The 17,756-nt window shown below is 71.4% G+C and carries 15 protein-coding genes; 6 read left to right on the top strand and 9 right to left on the bottom strand.

Annotation, left to right across the window (positions count from 1 at the left end):
- Positions 1 to 116 precede the first annotated feature (116 nt).
- Together OG452_RS09525 and OG452_RS09520 are read left to right on the top strand one after the other, a co-directional pair.
- Entirely contained in the window at positions 117 to 956 is an 840-nt protein-coding gene (locus tag OG452_RS09525; protein WP_327295181.1) for a hypothetical protein, read from the top strand.
- A gap of 138 nt (positions 957 to 1,094) precedes the next feature.
- Positions 1,095 to 1,673 (top strand): dihydrofolate reductase family protein, encoded by a 579-nt coding sequence (locus OG452_RS09520; protein WP_327295180.1) that lies wholly within the window; start codon positions 1,095 to 1,097, stop codon positions 1,671 to 1,673.
- A 313-nt stretch (positions 1,674 to 1,986) separates the two neighbouring features.
- Here OG452_RS09520 and OG452_RS09515 read toward each other — a convergent pair whose 3' ends face one another.
- A complete protein-coding gene (locus OG452_RS09515; protein ID WP_327295179.1) occupies positions 1,987 to 2,850 on the bottom strand; it encodes an SDR family NAD(P)-dependent oxidoreductase in 864 nt (287 codons plus the stop codon).
- Between the two features lie 77 nt (positions 2,851 to 2,927).
- Between OG452_RS09515 and OG452_RS09510 the strand changes: the two genes are divergently transcribed.
- Positions 2,928 to 3,668 carry an AraC family transcriptional regulator gene (locus tag OG452_RS09510; RefSeq protein WP_327299568.1) on the top strand — a complete coding sequence of 247 codons (741 nt, stop codon included), beginning with the start codon at positions 2,928 to 2,930 and terminating at the stop codon, positions 3,666 to 3,668.
- 161 nt (positions 3,669 to 3,829) lie between these two features.
- On the opposite strand, the gene pyk is transcribed toward OG452_RS09510, so the two are convergent.
- The 3 genes from pyk to pta all read right to left on the bottom strand — a co-directional run bounded on the left by pyk (position 3,830) and on the right by pta (position 8,646).
- Positions 3,830 to 5,263, bottom strand: coding sequence for a pyruvate kinase (pyk, locus tag OG452_RS09505; protein ID WP_327295178.1), 1,434 nt, complete (start codon positions 5,261 to 5,263; stop codon positions 3,830 to 3,832).
- 81 nt (positions 5,264 to 5,344) lie between these two features.
- Positions 5,345 to 6,550 (bottom strand): acetate kinase, encoded by a 1,206-nt coding sequence (locus OG452_RS09500; protein ID WP_327295177.1) that lies wholly within the window; start codon positions 6,548 to 6,550, stop codon positions 5,345 to 5,347.
- Positions 6,547 to 8,646: a phosphate acetyltransferase gene (gene pta / locus OG452_RS09495; protein WP_327295176.1), complete on the bottom strand. Its 2,100-nt coding sequence runs from the start codon at positions 8,644 to 8,646 to the stop codon at positions 6,547 to 6,549. Before pta ends, OG452_RS09500 begins: the two co-directional genes overlap by 4 nt.
- A 308-nt stretch (positions 8,647 to 8,954) precedes the next feature.
- On the opposite strand from pta, the gene OG452_RS09490 reads away from it, so the two are divergent.
- A complete protein-coding gene (locus OG452_RS09490) occupies positions 8,955 to 9,980 on the top strand; it encodes an ATP-dependent 6-phosphofructokinase (RefSeq protein WP_327295175.1) in 1,026 nt (341 codons plus the stop codon).
- A 118-nt stretch (positions 9,981 to 10,098) separates the two neighbouring features.
- On the opposite strand, the gene OG452_RS09485 is transcribed toward OG452_RS09490, so the two are convergent.
- The 3 genes from OG452_RS09485 to OG452_RS09475 form a co-directional block, all read right to left on the bottom strand.
- A complete protein-coding gene (locus OG452_RS09485; protein WP_327295174.1) occupies positions 10,099 to 10,773 on the bottom strand; it encodes a helix-turn-helix domain-containing protein in 675 nt (224 codons plus the stop codon).
- A gap of 150 nt (positions 10,774 to 10,923) precedes the next feature.
- Positions 10,924 to 11,598 (bottom strand): response regulator, encoded by a 675-nt coding sequence (locus tag OG452_RS09480; protein WP_327295173.1) that lies wholly within the window; start codon positions 11,596 to 11,598, stop codon positions 10,924 to 10,926.
- The gene (locus tag OG452_RS09475; protein WP_327295172.1) at positions 11,595 to 13,172 is read right to left on the bottom strand and encodes a sensor histidine kinase; all 1,578 of its coding nucleotides are present in this window, start codon (positions 13,170 to 13,172) and stop codon (positions 11,595 to 11,597) included. The genes OG452_RS09480 and OG452_RS09475 overlap by 4 nt, the downstream gene beginning before the upstream one ends.
- 178 nt (positions 13,173 to 13,350) lie before the next feature.
- Between OG452_RS09475 and OG452_RS09470 the strand changes: the two genes are divergently transcribed.
- The gene (locus OG452_RS09470) at positions 13,351 to 14,730 is read left to right on the top strand and encodes a cation:dicarboxylate symporter family transporter (RefSeq protein WP_327295171.1); all 1,380 of its coding nucleotides are present in this window, start codon (positions 13,351 to 13,353) and stop codon (positions 14,728 to 14,730) included.
- Between the two features lie 18 nt (positions 14,731 to 14,748).
- Here OG452_RS09470 and OG452_RS09465 read toward each other — a convergent pair whose 3' ends face one another.
- Positions 14,749 to 15,327: a DNA-3-methyladenine glycosylase I gene (locus OG452_RS09465; protein ID WP_327295170.1), complete on the bottom strand. Its 579-nt coding sequence runs from the start codon at positions 15,325 to 15,327 to the stop codon at positions 14,749 to 14,751.
- Between the two features lie 297 nt (positions 15,328 to 15,624).
- On the opposite strand from OG452_RS09465, the gene OG452_RS09460 reads away from it, so the two are divergent.
- Positions 15,625 to 16,653: an alcohol dehydrogenase catalytic domain-containing protein gene (locus OG452_RS09460; RefSeq protein WP_327295169.1), complete on the top strand. Its 1,029-nt coding sequence runs from the start codon at positions 15,625 to 15,627 to the stop codon at positions 16,651 to 16,653.
- 468 nt (positions 16,654 to 17,121) lie between these two features.
- Here OG452_RS09460 and OG452_RS09455 read toward each other — a convergent pair whose 3' ends face one another.
- Positions 17,122 to 17,748 (bottom strand): TetR/AcrR family transcriptional regulator, encoded by a 627-nt coding sequence (locus tag OG452_RS09455; protein ID WP_327295168.1) that lies wholly within the window; start codon positions 17,746 to 17,748, stop codon positions 17,122 to 17,124.
- Between the last annotated feature and the right edge of the window lie 8 nt (positions 17,749 to 17,756).

Genomic DNA, 17,756 nt, shown 5'->3' with positions numbered 1-17,756 from the left:
CCCGCGAGAACTTCCGGGAGCCGCGGAAACGGCTGTGGCCCGCACCCTCGATGCAGAGGGTGCGGGCCACAGCCGTATGGTGGTCCGGGCCGACGGGGAGCATGGGGGAGTGAGTGGTGGGGGCTGTCGACGGCTGCCGTGCGACGGGCGACGACGGGAGCGGGCCCGCCGGGCGGATACCCGAGCCCACCGGGCGAATACCCGGGCCGTCCGCCGGCCGAATAACAGGACCGCCCGCCGGGCGAAGTCAACTGCGCCCGGCCGCAAGCCGGTTCACCGCGTACGGGAAGGAACTGCTGCGTGGCGAGTGGCTGCGGATCGTGGCCGAGCCCGCGCAGGAGCTCAGGCGGCGCGGGGCGCCCGGCGTCGCACTCGGCATCCTGGCCGCCCTCGCCGTGATCGTCGTCCATGAGCTCATACGGACCCGTACGGGCGCCGTCGCGATACGGCTGACCGGCGAGGTCCGGGGCGATCTGCCCCTCCCGCTGGTCCTGCTGCGTACGCCTGTCTCACTGGTCCTCACGGACCCCGGGCTGCCCGTGTGGGCGGGGCTGCCCAAGCTGTTTCTCGCCTTCGCGCTCGCCGAACTCGTCCTCGGCCGCACCCGGACCCTGCTGATCGCCTGCGCCACGTCCCTTGCGGGCACGCTGGGCGCCCGGGCGATGATCGCGCTGGGGCACGGCCCGCTGGGACTGCCGCCGGAGACCGCGCACGTCCTGGACACCGGCCCGTCCGCCGCCGTGGCCGGGTTGTTCGCCTATCTGGCCGTGGTCCGGCGCGCCCCGGTGCTCGCTGTGCTGACCGCAGGGGTGATCGTCGTCCCGTCGGTGCTCAGGCCGAACCTCGCCGGACGTGAGCACCTGCTGGCCGTGGGCCTCGCGCTGGTCCTCGGGGTGGCCGCCTCCGTCCGGTCCCGGCAGCCGGGCGGCGAGCCCGCGGCGACCGTGGCGGGTTGACGGGGTTTCGGGGGACGGCGGGCGTATTCTCCGGGCCGCCCGCGACGTTCGGGCCAGGTCCCGTGACGGGCGATCCCGTTACGGGCAGGCCCTCTTACGGACAGATCCCATGACGCCCAGACCCCTGCGAGGACCGCGATGCGAAAGATCATCCTGACGATGGGGATGTCCCTGGACGGGTATATCGAAGGCCCCGGCCAGGACATCAGCTGGCACCGGGTCGACGACGAACTCCACCACCACCTCAACGCGTACCTGGCGACGATGGGCGGCTTCCTGCACGGCCGGGTGGTCCATGAGCTGATGGCCGACTTCTGGCCGACCGCGGACGCCGACCCGTCCTGCAGCGAGATCACGAAGGAATTCGCCGCCATCTGGCGCGAGATGCCCAAGACCGTGTACTCCCGGACCCTGGAACGGGCCGACTGGAACACCACCGTCGTACGGGAGGTGGTCCCGGAGGAAGTGCGCGCGCTCAAGGCCGCACCCGGCGGGGACCTGTCGCTCGGCGGGGCCGGTCTCGCCGCGTCCTTCATGGCGCACGGGCTGATCGACGAGTTCCGTATCTACGTCCACCCGGTGCTCATCGGCGGGGGCACGCCGCTCTTCCCGGCGGCCGGGGCCACCCTCGATCTCCACCTCGCGGAGTCCCGGACCTTCGGCAACGGCGTGGTCCTGATGCACTACCGGCGGGCCGGTGGGGCCGCCACGGAGTAACCGGCGCCTTCGTCTCGTGGCGCCTGGACGCGTACTGCGCTCTCGTCCAGGGCGGGCCGACCCCCGGACGAGCCGGCCCGCTCCCGCCGCATCGACGTCATCGACGTCCACGGCACCGTCGCGACCGCGACCATGGCCATGGCCCTCCGGCTCGGCGCGGACGCGTTCACCGGCGTCTTCCTGCCGGCTCGCGCCGGCGACAGCTGACCCATCGCCAACAAGGCGTACCCTCGGTCCTCCTGAGAGAGCGGGAGCCGACCATGGACGGCAGGGAGCGGGCGTGACCGACAGGCCGTGGGCAGCGGGACAGCGCTCAGGCGCCGAACCTGGCCCGGTGGTCGTCGGCCCACGTGGCATAGGTGCGTGCCGCCCGGCCGAGCACGGCCGCCACGTCACCGGTCAGCCGGGCGTTCCCACCCTCGGCGATGAACCTCTGGCCGTGCACGGCCCCCTCGGCGAACTCCGGGTCCCGGCCGGCGGCGATCATCTGCTGCTTCGCCACGTGCAGCGGCACGTCGACGGTCTCGATCGGGCGGCCGAGCACCTTCCGCAGGACGTTCACCTGGTCGGGCACGCTCAGCATCTCGGGGCCGGTCAGGGTGTAGGTCCTGCCCGTGTGGTCGGGCGTGGTCAGCGCCGCGACCGCGACCTCGGCGATGTCGCGTGGATCGATCACGCCCTGGGCGCCGTCCCCGGTCAGGTTGGCGATCGGCTGCCCCGCCCGGATCGTGGAGGCCCAGTGCAGGGTGTTGGTGGCGAAGCTGCTGGGCCGCAGGATCGTCCAGGCCGCCTCGCCCTCGTGCAGCGCCCGCTCGCCGGGAAGATGCCAGCCGCCGACCCGGAGCCCGGTGTTCTCGCCGGTGCCGATGGCCGACAGCTTCACCACCCTTCCGACGCCGTGGGACCGCACGGCGTCGAGCATCGCCAGGTCGTGCCGCTCGATCCAGGGGCCCGGCGCGTCCAGCAGGAAGACCACGTCGGCCCCGGCCACCGCGGCGTCGAGGGAGTCGCGGTTGTCGAAGTCCCCCTGTACGACCTCCGCGGGCCGTGCAGCCTCCGCGGGCAGATTCGCGCCTTGAGGGTTCCGCGTCATGGCCCTGACCCGCTCGCCGCGCTCGGCCAGGATCCGGACCACTTCAGTACCGATGGTGCCTGTCGCACCCGTAACAAGGATCATGCCGAGCACTCTGCCGCCCGCTGCCGCCCGGCTATAGGAAAAATCGGCAGCCCTCAGGAGCGGCCGGCGTGAACGCGATGATCCCCATGCCCGCGCTCCGGCCCTGGATCGCGGACGTGACGCTGATGCGGCCCGAAAGCACCCTGCCGCTGGTGCACCTGCCCGACGCCGCCACCGCACTGGTCTATCGCAGGACGGGCGCGCGCGACGGCGATCTGCGCGTGGTCGGCCCGCGCAGCCGCGCGTCCTGCCATCCGGGCAAGGAGCTGCCGATGTGCGTCAGGGTCCGGCTGCGGCCCGGCGCTGCCAGGGCGGTGTTCGGCGTCCCGGTCAGCGAACTGCGGGACCAGGCCGTGCCGCTCACCGCCTTGTGGGGCGAGCGCGCGACCCGCGTCGAGCACCGGCTCAACGAGCTGACCGGCCCCGGCCCGACTCTTCGGGGCATCCAGGACGCACTGCTCGAAAGCCTGCGAAACGACGCGGACGCCCGCGATCTGCTGCTCCGCGAGGCCGTCGAATCGCTGTCCACCACCGGCGTACGGGTCGCCGCGCTCGCCAGGCGGCTGTCGGTCAGCGAACGCCACCTGCGCGACCTGTTCACCGACCGGGTCGGTCTGTCGCCCAAGCGCTTCGCCCGGATCCAGCGCGTCCGCGCCGTGCTGGCCGGGGCGGGCTCCGCAAGGCTGGCGGCACTCGCATCGGACACCGGCTACTACGACCAGTCCCATATGACGGCCGACTTCCACACGCTGATGGGAGTGTCACCGGCGGCCTTCCGCGCGGGCCGCCTCCCGGCCGCGACTCCATGCGCCCCGTGAAAGCAGCAGGGCGTGAACCAGCAGAGCGTGAAGTGACAGAACATCAGCCCGGTCGTCGGCGGCCCGACGGCGCTGCTTCCAGTGGAACCGGTCCCGGCTCCACGCCTGTGGCCCGTACCCCCGTCAGCGGGGTGCGGGCCACAGGCGTACGGAGCAGGAGGTCAGCTCTGGTTGTCCTCGCCGCCCAGGTGGTGCACCCGGACCATGTTGGTGGTGCCGGGGACGCCGGGGGGCGAGCCCGCGGTGATGATCATGCGGTCGCCGTCGCTGTAGCGCTTGAGCTTGAGCAGCTCGGCGTCGACCAGCTCGACCATCGCGTCGGTGTTGTCCACGTGCGGGACCACGTACGACTCGACGCCCCAGCTCAGCGCGAGCTGGCTGCGGGTCGCCTCGTCCGTGGTGAAGGCGAGGACCGGCTGGCAGGTGCGGTAGCGGGAGAGACGGCGGGCCGTGTCGCCGGACTGGGTGAAGGCGACCAGCGCCTTCGCGTTGAGGAAGTCCGCGATCTCGCAGGCCGCACGGGCCACCGAACCGCCCTGGGTGCGCGGCTTCTTGCCGGGCACCAGCGGCTGGAGGCCCTTGGAGAGCAGCTCCTCCTCGGCGGCGACCACGATCTTCGACATCGTCTTGACGGTCTCGACCGGGTACGCGCCCACGCTCGACTCGGCGGAGAGCATGACCGCGTCGGCGCCGTCGAGGATCGCGTTGGCGACGTCGGACGCCTCGGCGCGCGTCGGGCGCGAGTTGGTGATCATCGACTCCATCATCTGGGTCGCGACGATCACCGGCTTGGCGTTGCGGCGGCAGAGCTCGATGAGGCGCTTCTGCACCATCGGGACCTTTTCGAGCGGGTACTCGACGGCCAGGTCGCCACGGGCGACCATGACACCGTCGAAGGCCGCGACGACGCCCTCCATGTGGGCGACCGCCTGCGGCTTCTCGACCTTGGCGATGACGGGGACCCGGCGGCCCTCCTCGTCCATGATCTTGTGCACGTCGATGACGTCGCTCGCGTCGCGCACGAAGGAGAGCGCGACCAGGTCGCAGCCCATCCGCAGCGCGAACCGCAGGTCCTCGATGTCCTTCTCGGACAGGGCCGGGACGTTCACCGCGGCGCCGGGCAGGTTGATGCCCTTGTGGTCGGAGATGACACCGCCCTCGATGACGATGGTCCTGACCTCGGGGCCCTCGACCTCGACGACCTTGAGCTCGACGTTTCCGTCGTTGATCAGGATCGGGTCGCCCTTGGTGACATCGCCGGGCAGGCCCTTGTAGGTGGTGCCGCAGATGGTCTTGTCACCCGCGACGTCGTCGGCGGTGATGGTGAACTCGTCACCACGTACCAGCTCGACGGGGCCCTCGGCGAAGGTCTCCAGGCGGATCTTGGGGCCCTGGAGGTCGGCGAGTACCCCCACGGCGCGGCCGGTGTCCTGGGAAGCCTTGCGGACGCGGTGGTACCGCTCCTCGTGCTCCGCGTGGGACCCGTGGCTCATATTCAGACGGGCCACATTCATGCCGGCTTCGATGAGCGTTTTCAGCTGCTCATAGGAGTCGACGGCTGGGCCCAGTGTGCAGACGATTTTGGAACGGCGCATGAGGCGGATCCTATCGGTTTGTTTCGCAACGGAATATTCCGTCTGGCGGAAAGTACAAATGGGCGGTACGGCGCTCAGGTGTCAGTCATTCACCAAGGCGTATACCTGCTGCGCGATTTCACGTTCCTCATCCGTCGGAACCACGGCCACAGCCACCCGGGACCCCTCCGGGGAAATAAACCGGGCTTTGTCGGAACGTACGGCATTGAGCCCGGCATCGACCGCCAGACCCAGCCCGTCCAGCCCCGCGACGGCGGCCGCGCGCACCGGAGCCGAGTTCTCACCGACTCCCGCGGTGAACGCCACCGCGTCCACCCGGCCGAGTACCGCGGTATAGGCCCCTATGTACTTCTTCAACCGCTGTACGTAGATGGCGAATGCGAGTTCCGCCCGCTGGTCGCCCTCGTCCGTCCGGCGGATGATCTCCCGCATGTCATTGTCCCCGCAGAGCCCGACCAGACCGCTTTTCTTGTTGAGCAGCGCGTCGATCTCGTCCACGGACATTCCGGCCACCCGGGTGAGGTGGAAGACCACGGCCGGATCGATGTCACCGGAACGCGTGCCCATCACCAGGCCCTCCAGCGGCGTCAGCCCCATGGAGGTGTCCATGCAGACCCCGCCCGCCACCGCGGACGCCGACGCCCCGTTGCCGAGGTGCAGCACGATGACGTTGACCTCCTCGGGGGTACGGCCGAGCAGCGCGGCGGTCTTCCGCGAGACGTACGCGTGGGAGGTGCCGTGGAAGCCGTACCGGCGGATGCGATGGGCGTCCGCGGTCTCCACGTCGATGGCGTACCGGGCCGCGTACTCCGGCATCGTCGTATGGAACGCGGTGTCGAACACGGCCACTTGAGGAAGGTCGGGGCGCAGCTCGCGGGCGGTGCGGATGCCGAGGATGTTGGCGGGGTTGTGCAGCGGGGCGACCGGCACCAGACGCTCGATCTCCTTGAGCACCGCGTCGTCCACGACGGTCGGAGCGGTGAACCGCAGCCCGCCGTGCACCACCCGGTGGCCGATCGCCGCCAGTTCGGGGGAGTCCAGGCCGAGCCCGTCGGCCTCCAGCTCGGCCGCGACGGCCTTCAGCGCCGCGGAGTGGTCGGCGATGTGGCCGCTCCGCTCGCGGGTGGAGCCGCCGTGCGCGAGGAGCGTGTGCACACAGCGCGAGGCCGCCTCGCCGATCCGCTCGACAAGACCCGTCGCCAGCCTGTTGCCGTCCGCCATGTCCAGGAGCTGGTACTTCAACGACGAGGAGCCGGAGTTGAGAACGAGGACACGGGTGGCGGTCATACGGATCCCTCCTGGGCCCGGCTCCGGCCCTCGCCCTGAGCCTGGATCGCGGTGATCGCGACGGTGTTGACGATGTCCTCGACGAGCGCGCCCCGCGACAGGTCGTTGACCGGCTTGCGCAGCCCCTGGAGCACCGGGCCCACCGCCACGGCTCCGGCCGAGCGCTGCACGGCCTTGTAGGTGTTGTTGCCGGTGTTGAGATCCGGGAAGATCAGCACGCTGGCCTGCCCCGCGACCGCCGACCCGGGCAGTTTGGTGGCGGCCACGGACGGCTCGACCGCCGCGTCGTACTGGATGGGCCCCTCGATCAGCAGATCCGGTCTGGCCGCCCGGACCAGCTCGGTGGCCCGGCGTACCTTGTCGACGTCCGCACCCGAACCCGAGGTGCCGGTCGAGTACGAGAGCATCGCGATGCGCGGCTCCACTCCGAACTGGGCGGCCGTCGCCGCGGCCTGGATCGCGATGTCCGCGAGCTGCCGGTCGTCCGGGTCGGGGTTGACCGCGCAGTCGCCGTACACGAGCACCTTGTCGGCGAGGCACATGAAGAACACCGACGAGACGATCGACGCATCCTCCTTGGTCTTGATGATCTCGAAGGCGGGCCGGATCGTGGCGGCCGTCGAGTGCACCGTGCCGGAGACCATGCCGTCGGCCAGGCCCTCCTGGACCATCAGCGTGCCGAAGTACGAGGGGTCGGCGACCACGTCGTGGGCCAGCTCGACGCTCACGCCCTTGTGCGCGCGGAGCTTCGCGTATACCTCGGCGAACCGCTGGCGCAGCCCGGACGTCACCGGGTCGGTGACATCGGCCCGTGACAGATCGATGCCCAGGTCGGCCGCCTTCTTGCGGACGGTCTCCGGATCGCCGAGCAGCGTCAGCTCGCAGACCCCGCGGCGCAGCAGGATGTCGGCGGCGCGCAGCACCCGCTCCTCGGTGCCCTCGGGCAGTACCACCCGGCGGCGGTCGGCCCGCGCGGTCTCCAGCAGCTCGTGCTCGAACATCATCGGGGTGACCCGGCCGCTGCGGGCCACCGAGAGCCGGTCAAGCAGCTCCGCGCTGTCCACATGGCGCTCGAAGAGGCCCAGCGCGGTCTCCGCCTTGCGCGGGGTCGCCGCGTCCATCCGGCCCTCCAGGGCGAACAGCTCACCCGCTGTCGGGAACGAACCGCCCGTCACCGCGACCACCGGGGTGCCGGGCGCCAGCCGGCCGGCCAGCCTGAGGATCGCCTCGCCGGGGCGCTCGTCCAGCGTCAGCAGCACACCGGCGATCGGCGGGGTGCCCGCGCTGTGCGCGGCGAGCGAGCCGACCACCAGGTCCGACCGGTCGCCGGGGGTGACGACCAGGCAGCCGGGCGTCAGCGCGTTCAGCAGGTTCGGCAGCATGGCCCCGCCGAACACGAAGTCCAGCGCGTCCCTGGCCAGCCCCGCCTCGTCGCCCAGCAGTACCGTGCCGCCCAGCGCGTGGCTGATCTGGGCAACCGTCGGCGCGGCCAGCGCCGGCTCGTCGGGCAGCACCGAGCACGGCACCGGAAGCTGCGCGGCGAGCTGTGCGGCCAGCTCGGCGCGGTCGCCGGGGGCCACCCGGTTCACCGCCATGGTGATGACGTCGCAGCCCAGTGCCTCGTACGCGCGGTAGGCGTTGCGGGTCTCGGAGCGTACGAACTCTGGCGGCTGCCCCTTGCCGCCGACGACCGCGATCACGGACGCGCCGAACTCGTTCGCCAGCCGCGCGTTCAGGGCCAGCTCGTCGGGGAGCTGGGTGGCGGCGAAGTCGGTGCCGAGGACGAGCACCACCTCGTACCCGCGCGCCACCTCGTGGAAGCGGCCGACCAGGTGCGAGACCAGCTCGTCCGTGCCCTGCTCGGCCTGGAGGGCGGACGCCTCGTGGTAGTCCATGCCGTACACCGACGCCGGGTCCTGGCTCAGCCGGTAGCGGGACCGCAGCAGCTCGAACATCCGGTCAGGACCGTCGTGCACCAGCGGCCGGAAGATCCCGACCCGGTCCACCTGACGGGTGAGGAGCTCCATGACCCCCAGCTCGACGACCTGACGGCCGTCGCCGCGATCGATCCCGGTCACGTACACGCTGCGCGTCACGCGTGCTCTCCGTCCTCTGCCTCGTCCTCTGTGTGGTCTTTACGGGCTTTGGTCTTTACGGGCCTGGTCTTTACGGGCTCTGTTTCCCGCGGGCCTGGCGATGATGCCGCCGAGCCTCCCCGACGCGGCGCCGGGGCCCGGGGGGCGCTCGCCGCGGCCCCGCGCGCCCTCTTGACAGTACCCTCGGGGCTGGCTGGGCCGCCTGTCCACGCCCGTGTACGGGACGGCCGCGAACGCCCCACGCGCGACCGGCCGTGGAAGAATCGGCATGGCTCGCACGTACCACTAGGAGCAGGAGAATCAGCACGATGCGCATCGGAGTCCTCACCGCGGGCGGCGACTGCCCCGGTCTCAATGCCGTCATCCGGTCGGTCGTGCACCGTGCCGTGGCCGGGCACAACGACGAAGTCATCGGCTTCGAGGACGGCTTCAAGGGCCTGCTCGACGGCCACTACCGCCCCCTCGACCTCAACGCGGTCAGCGGCATCCTCGCCCGCGGCGGCACCATCCTCGGCTCCGCCCGCCTGGAGCGCGACCGGCTGCGCGAGGCCGCCGAGAACTGTGCCGAACTGACCGAGCGGTACGCCATCGACGCGCTCATCCCGATCGGCGGCGAGGGCACCCTCACCGCGGCCCGGATGCTCTCCGACGCCGGGATGCCCGTGGTGGGCGTCCCGAAGACCATCGACAACGACATCTCGGGCACCGACCGCACCTTCGGCTTCGACACGGCCGTCGGCGTCGCGACCGAGGCGATCGACCGGCTGAAGACCACCGCCGAGTCGCACCAGCGCGTGATGGTCGTCGAGGTCATGGGCCGGCACGCGGGGTGGATCGCGCTGGAGTCCGGCATGGCGGGCGGCGCCCACGGCATCTGCCTCCCGGAGCGCCGCTTCCAGGTCGACGACTTGGTGAAGATGGTCGAGGAGCGCTTCTCCCGCAGGAAGCGGTTCGCGGTCATCTGCGTCGCCGAGGGCGCACACCCGGCAGAGGGCTCCATGCCGTACGAGAAGGGCGTCATCGACCAGTTCGGCCACGAGCGCTTCGCCGGCATCGGTACCCGTCTCGCCGTCGAGCTGGAGACCCGGCTCGGCAAGGAGGCCAGGCCGGTCATCCTCGGCCACGTCCAGCGCGGCGGCACCCCCACCGCGTACGACCGCGTCCTGGCGACGCGTTTCGGCTGGCACGCGGTGGAGGCGGTGCACCGCGGCGACTTCGGCAATATGACGGCGCTGCGCGGCACGGACATCGCGATGGTGCCGCTCGCGGACGCGGTGACGCATCTGAAGACGGTCGACGAGAGCCGGATGTACGAGGCGGAGTCGGTCTTCTAGTGCCGCGCGGCACTAGGGACGCCGACAGGGCGGGGCTCCCCACTCCGGAGTGCCCTCCGACGGGGCCGCCTCAGCCCCGTCTCGGTCCCGTCTCAGTCCCGGGTTCAGCAGCCCAGCCTCAGGCCCCGGCGAGTTCCCAGAACCGCACCACGATCGAGTCCAGGAAGGCCCGCCCCGCGTCGCCCGTGCCGGCCGCCTCCGTCGACCCCCAGTTGAGGGTCGCCACCATCAGCGCCTGGTAGTCGGAGTGCAGTTGCTCCAGCACCTTCTCCAGCGCGGGGCGGGGCAGCGGTACCAGCTTGGCCGTGGCCTTGACGTGGGCCTGCCAGCGGGTCGTCACCGCGCTGGTCAGGATCCCGGCCAGCTCACCGTCGCGGCCCGTCGCCGTCAGGAACGCCGCCGGGGTCAGCGCGAGGGCGTCGGCGAGCGCCGCCGACTGGCGTTCGTTGCCCCGCCAGCGCCCCGACTCCTCGACCTTGAGATAGGCCCCGGTGTCCATGCCGACCTGCCGGGCCACGTCCTCCGGTGCCATCCCGCGGGCCAGCCGGTGCTCGCGCAGGGTGACCGCCTCCATCAGCAGGTCCCCGGGGGAGCACCACAGCACCCCGGCGAGCGCCGTCAGCTCCCGTGCGGTCGGCGTCTGGAGGCCGCGTTCCCAGGCGGCCACCACATCCGGGGTGACAAGCAGCCCGTACTGGGCGCGGAGCCCGTAGGCGACGTGGCCGGGCGCCATACCCAGCGCCTCGCGGAGGCGGCGTGCGGCGGCAGCATCGAAGGGCGGGGTCTGGTGCACGGGCACACGGTAAGGGCAAGGACGGTCCCGCGAATACGGTTTGTTCACACAGTCTTGATATGTGGAGAAAGGTACGGGGGTGCGGTCATGCCGGGCGCCGCCCCTCCCGGCCGCCGGCCGCCGTTCCGCGTGAAAGGCTTGTACGCCCCGCTACGGGCTGCTCAGCCAGCGGTACTGCAGCTCGGGGCGCCCGATCTGCCCGTACTGCGGGCGGCGCACGGCCCGGCCGGTCGTCACCAGATGCTCCAGATAGCGGCGCGCGGTGATCCGTGAGATGCCGACCGCCTCCCCTGTCGCGGTGGCCGTGGTCCCGCCGCCCGCCGCCCGCAGTGTGCGGGTCACCGCCTCGAGCGTCGGCGCGCTCAACCCCTTGGGGAGCGAGGCCGGTTCGGGTGTACGCAGGGTGGCGAGCGCCCGGTCCACCTCGTCCTGGCCGCTCGCCTCGCCCGCCGCCGCCCCCCGGAAGTCGGCGTAACGCACCAGGCGGTCCCGCAGGGTGGCGAACGTGAACGGCTTCAGCACGTACTGCACGACACCGAGCGAGACCCCCTCCCGTACGACGGCAAGATCGCGCGCCGAGGTCACCGCGATGACGTCGGCGGTGTGCCCCGCGGTGCGCAGCGAGCGGACCAGCTGGAGGCCGTGGCCGTCGGGCAGATGCAGATCGAGCAGCAGCAGGTCGACGGGGGTACGGTCCAGGATCCGCACGGCCTCCGCCCTGGAGTGGGCCTTCCCGGTGACGGTGAAGCCGGGCACCCGGCCCACGTACAGCTCGTGCGCGTCCGCCGCGACCGGGTCGTCCTCGACCACCAGCACCCTGATCACGCCGGGGTCACCTCCTGTCGGACCGGCAGCCGTACGACGAACTCGGAGCCCGCCGCCGTGACCGTACCCCCACCTCGCTGGACGGTCTGCCTGACCAGGGCCAGCCCGAGGCCCCGGCCGGTGCTCTTCGTCGACCAGCCGAGCCGGAAGACGTCGTCGCCCGGGGCGACGCCGGGGCCGGTGTCGAGGACCCGTATCAGCAGCTCGCCGTCCGCTGCGCGCACCGTCACGGTGACCCGGGCGCCGTCGCTGCCCTGGGCCGCGTCGACCGCGTTGTCGATGAGGTTGCCGAGGATCGTGACCAGGTCGCGCGCGGGCAGCAGCCCGTCGTCCAGGACACTGTCATCGGCCAGCACGAGTTCGACCCCGCGTTCGTTGGCCTGGGCCGCCTTGCCGAGCAGCAGTGCGGCCAGCACCGGTTCGTCCACGGCGCCCACCACCCGGTCGGTGAGGGTCTGCGCCAGCTCCAGCTCGCCGGTGGCGAACTCCACCGCCTCCGCGGCCCGCCCCAGCTCGATCAGCGAGACGACCGTGTGCAGCCGGTTGGCGGCCTCATGGGCCTGCGCGCGCAGCGCCTGGGTGAAGCCGCGCTCCGAGTCCAGTTCGCCGGCGAGCGCCTGGAGCTCGGTGCGGTCGCGCAGGGTGACCACCGTGCCCCGGTGCTCGCCCGACGAGACCGGACGGCTGTTGACGACCACGACCCGGTCGGTGGTCAGATGCACCTCGTCCACCCGGGGCCCGTCGGCGAGCAGCAGCCCGGTGAGCGGGGCGGGCAGCCCCAGGTCGGCGGCGCTGCGGCCCACCACGTCGTCGCTGAGCCCCAGCAGCTCTCGGCCGCCGTCGTTGATGAGCGCGATACGGCGGCCGCTGTCCAGCATCAGCAGCCCCTCCCGCACGGCGTGCAGGGTGGCCTGGTGGTAGTCGTGCATCCGGCTCAGCTCGGCCGGGTTCATCCCGTGCGTGTGCCGGCGCAGCCGCGCGTTGATGACGTACGTACCGACGCCGCCCAGCGCGAGGGCGACCCCAGCGAACCAGAGCAGCACACTCACCTGCGCCTGGAGCTGCGCGTCGATCCGGTCCACGGTGATGCCCGCGCTGACCAGCCCGGTGACCCTGCCGTGCGCGCTGCCGTCGGCCCGGACCGGGGTGACGACCCGGGCGGACGGCCCTAGCGTGCCCGTGTACGTCTCGGCGTACGTCCTGCCGTGCAGCGCCTCCGCGGTGTGGCCCAGGTAGTGCTCACCGATCCTGGCCGGGTCGGGGTGCGTCCAGCGGATCCCGTGGACGTCCATGATCGTCACGAAGGCCACGCCGGTGGAGCGGCGCACCTGCTCGGCGTACGGCTGGAGCACCGCCGACGGGTCCTCGGAGACGGTCGCCCGGCGCACGGAGGGGGAGAGCGCCACGGCGGTCGCGGCGGCGGTGGCCTGGCGCCGGGCGGCGTCCTGGGCCTGGCGCTGGTCGGACACATAGCTGAACACCGCGCACCCGGCCACGATCACCGCCACCAGCACGACCTGCATCGCGAAGAGCTGGCCGGCCAGGCTGCGGGGCCGTGGGGTGCGTATGTACATGTCGACAGTCTGCACGCTGCGAAATGCGTGAACGAAATGCACGTAAGGGTGACCGCGGTCACAGGCTGTTGGAGAGTCGCGGGGATCCACCGGGATGGTCAGGGATGTGGATCGGACGTGGATCGACCTGGGCCGGGCCCGTACCGGACCTGGACCAGACCTGTACGAGGAGGCAAGCGTGTCCGCAAAGAAGCGGGACCGTACGCACTATCTGTATCTCGCGGTGATCGCCGCTGTGGTGCTCGGCATCGTGGTCGGCTTCGCCGCACCCGGGGTCGCAGTCGAACTCAAGCCGCTGGGCACGGGGTTCGTGAATCTCATCAAGATGATGATCTCGCCGATCATCTTCTGCACGATCGTGCTGGGGGTCGGCTCGGTCCGCAAGGCGGCCAAGGTCGGTGCGGTCGGCGGTCTGGCACTCGGCTACTTCCTGGTGATGTCGACGGTGGCGCTCGCCATCGGCCTCGTCGTCGGGAACGTGCTGGAGCCGGGCTCCGGGCTGCATCTGACCGAGGCGGTGCGGCACGCGGGCGCCGCGCAGGCCACCGGCGGAGGGGATTCCACCGCGGACTTCCTGCTCGGGATCATCCCGACGACGATGGTCTCCGCCTTCACCGAGGGCCAGGTCCTGCAGACGCTGCTGATCGCGCTGCTCTGCGGGTTCGCGCTCCAGGCGATCGGCCCGGCGGGGCGGCCGGTGCTGCGCGGTATCGAGCACATCCAGCGGCTGGTGTTCCGGATCCTCGCCATGATCATGTGGGCGGCCCCGGTGGGCGCGTTCGGCGCGATGGCCGCGGTGGTCGGCGAGACGGGTGTGGACGCGCTGAAGTCGCTGGCCGTCATCATGATCGGTTTCTATCTGACCTGCGCGCTCTTCGTCTTCGTCGTGCTCGGCGCGCTGCTGCGGCTGATCGCGGGCATGAACATCTTCATGCTGCTGAAGTACCTGGGCCGCGAGTTCCTGCTGATCCTCTCGACCTCGTCGTCGGAGTCGGCGCTGGCGCGGCTGATCGCGAAGATGGAGCACCTGGGCGTGAGCAGGCCGGTCGCCGGGATCACGGTCCCGACGGGGTACTCCTTCAACCTCGACGGCACCGCGATCTATCTGACGATGTCGTCCCTCTTCGTCGCCAACGCGATGGACAAGCCGCTGAGCGGCGGCGAGCAGATCTCGCTGCTGCTCTTCATGATCGTCGCGTCCAAGGGGGCGGCGGGCGTCACCGGCGCGGGCCTCGCCACGCTCGCCGGAGGGCTCCAGTCGCACCGCCCCGACCTGGTCGACGGGGTCGGCCTGATCGTCGGTATCGACCGCTTCATGAGTGAGGCGCGGGCGATGACGAACTTCGCGGGGAACGCCGTCGCGACAGTCCTTGTGGGCACCTGGACGAAGGAGATCGACAAGGCGCGGGCGGCGGAGGTGCTGTCCGGCCGGCTGCCGTTCGACGAGGCGACGCTGATGGACGACCGGCCGGAGGGCGCTGAGGCCGACGCGGCCGGGGTCCCGCAGGACATGCCACTGCCCAGGGAGGGCGACAAGGAGGCGGCGCCCCGGGCCTGACACCCGCAGGGCCGTGGCTCAGCCCGGCAGTGGCGCGACCACTGCCGGGCAGCCCGCCCAGTGGTCGTCGACGACGCCCACGGCTTCGAGGTAGGCGTAGACGATGGTGGTGCCGACAAAGGTGAAGCCGCGCCGCTTGAGGTCCTTGCTGATCCGGTCGGAGAGCTCGGTACTGGTCGCGAGAGGGTCGCCGGGCCCCGGCCGGTTGATGACCGGCTTCCCGCCGGTCCACTGCCAGAGGTACGTGTCGAACGAGCCGAACTCCTTCTGTACGGCGAGGAAGGCCCGGGCGTTCTTGACCAGCGAGGCGACCTTCAGCCGGTTCCGTACGATGCCCGGGTCGCCGAGCAGCTCCGCCAGCTTGTCCTCGTCGTACTCGGCGATCCGCACCGGGTCGAACCCGTCAAGCAGCTGCCGGTAGTTGGCCCGCTTGTTGAGCACGGTCGACCAGGAGAGGCCGGCCTGGGCGCCCTCCAGGACGAGGAATTCGAAGAGGTAGCGGTCGTCGTGCGAGGGGCGGCCCCACTCCTCGTCGTGGTAGGCGGCCATCAGGTCGGAGCTGTCCGCCCAGACGCAGCGGTGTTCGGGGTGCTTCATACGGATTCCCTGGAGGCGCGGTCGGGATGCGGGTGAGGTCGGGTCGCGGAGTGCGGGCAGGCGGTCGGTTCACATGCTGCCACCCGCCACCGACAACGGGCCCCGAGCGGATTCCGTACCGGGCGGCCTTCCCTCCCGCACCCCCGCTGACCTGGCGCGACGCGCCACCGGGAGCCGCGCCGCCCGGTGCGCGTGGCCGATGTGGCGCGGAATGCCCACACTGGGAGGGGCGGGCAGAACACCGACGCCCCGAGCACTCCTCGTACCCTCCACCTCGCGGAAGGCAGGGAAGGCCCCATGACATCCACGCCCACATCCCGCGCCATGCAGGTCGCCGAGCCCGGCGGCCCCTTCACCCTCGTACGGACCGAACTTCCGGAACCGGGGCCTGGCCGCGTCAGGATCGCGGTGGAGGCGTGCGGGATCTGCCACTCCGACGCGATGATCACCGGCGGAATGCTGCCCGGGGTGACGTTCCCGGTGACCACCGGCCATGAGATCGCGGGCCGGATCGACGCGATCGGCGCGGGCGTCGAGGGCTGGGATGCCGGGGACCGGGTCGCTGTCGGCTGGTACGGCGGCAGCTGCGGCTACTGCGAGGCATGCCGGGAGGGCGACGGCGTCAACTGCCCCCGTCTGGAGATCCCGGGCGCCGCCTACCCCGGCGGGTACGCCGACGCGGTCGTCGTACCGGCGGTCGCCCTGGCCCGCGTCCCCGACGCACTGACCTCTGTGGAGGCGGCCCCGCTGGCCTGCGCGGGCGTCACGGTCTTCAACGCGCTGCGGCGCAGCGCGGCCGGCCCGGGCGACCTGGTCGCGATTCTCGGACTCGGCGGACTGGGCCACCTCGGCGTTCAGTTCGCGTCGAAGATGGGGTTCCGTACGGTGGCCATCGCCCGGGGTGCGGAGAAGGCGAAGCTGGCCCACAGCCTCGGCGCCAGGCACTACATCGACAGCACGGCCGAGCACGTCGCGGACGCGCTGCAGAATCTGGGCGGAGCGAAGGCCGTCCTCGCCACGGTCACCCACGGCCCGGCCATGACGGAGACCTTCGACGGTCTGGGACGGCGCGGCGAACTCATCGTGGTCGGGGCCACCCCCGACGAAATGACCTTCACCGGACTGCAGTTCATCACCGACACGAAGAAGGTCTACGGCCACGCGTCGGGCACCGCCGTGGACACGGAGGACACCCTGCGCTTCGCCGAGCAGACCGGAGTCCGCTCGTGGACCGATGAGGCACCGCTGGAGGAGGCGGACGAGGCGTTCAGCAGGATGCTGTCGGGCGCGGCACGCTTCCGCATGGTCCTCACGACCGGGCGCTGACGCTGGATCAGGCCCCGGTTCCGCGGTCGGCAACGGTGTAAGCGGTGCTTGAGCATGAACACCGCGAAGCGCCCGCCCATGGGTTCCTTGTTGTGCATGCCGGAGATAGCTGACCGGCCGCACACTTCCTTGAATGTCGGGTTGGTGCCGTTGAGGCTGAACAGGTGCACCGACGAACCCAGCTTCTTCGCGTAGGTGCCGATACACGCACTCCCGTTGAGGGTGGTACTGCTGGGGGGCAGGGCGGGGTTCAGGCCGCCCGCGGCCACCGGCATCCCGCCGCTGTTGCACGACGACGCAAATGCGAACTCGTCACAGGCGCCGCCAGGCTGCCGGAGTGCCTGGTGGACGCACTGCGGATCGCCGAGAGCCGGGGCGCACGCCTGGGGAGTTGACGGCGCACGCGGGGCGTGGCGTAGTGGCCGGTGCCGTGCGTGGCCGCGGTGTCCCGGGCCCTGCGGAGGAGTGTCACTCCCCGCCGCCCCCCCGCCCCAGTGCCGCGCGCACCACTGTGGCCGCTCGCGATGCCGGTACGCCCGCTGTCATCAGCAGGGTGCTGGCCGCCGCCGCTCCGCCCTCCTCCGCCGGGAGGGCTCCTTCATTGACGGCCTCCATCAGGCCGAACAGCGCCTGCTCATGCACGTACGACAGGGCCGCCGCGGTCAGAGGTGAGGTGAACGTGCCCTCGTCCAGGCCGTATTGGAGCAGCGCCGTGCAGATCTCACGTACCGGGGTGAGGCGCTGTTTGATGCCCGCCATCGTGACGCTGCGCTGGGCCAGTGCGACCAGCAGCCGGTAGCGGTCGGCGATCTCCCAGACCGCGAGGGTCGCGCGGGCCAGCGCTTCGGCCGGGTCGCTGATGCCTTCGCGGCCGGTGGCGTGGGCCTCGACCACGGCTGCCGTCGCGTTGTCGACGAGCGCGGCGATCAGCGCCTCGCGGCTGGGGAAGTGGCCGTAGACGGTGCGGCGTACGACTCCGGCCGCGCGGGCGATCTGATCCATCGAGGCGTCCGGGTCGTGCAGCAGCTCGGTGAGCGCCACGTCCAGGATGCGGCGGCGGTTGGCGTCTGCTCGTCCGGAAGTCACAGGCCCCATTTTGCACC

It is taken from the genome of Streptomyces sp. NBC_01197, assembly GCF_036010505.1.
In the GTDB taxonomy this organism is placed as follows: Bacteria; Actinomycetota; Actinomycetes; order Streptomycetales; family Streptomycetaceae; genus Streptomyces.
This window is presented reverse-complemented; position numbering and strand designations above follow the sequence as displayed.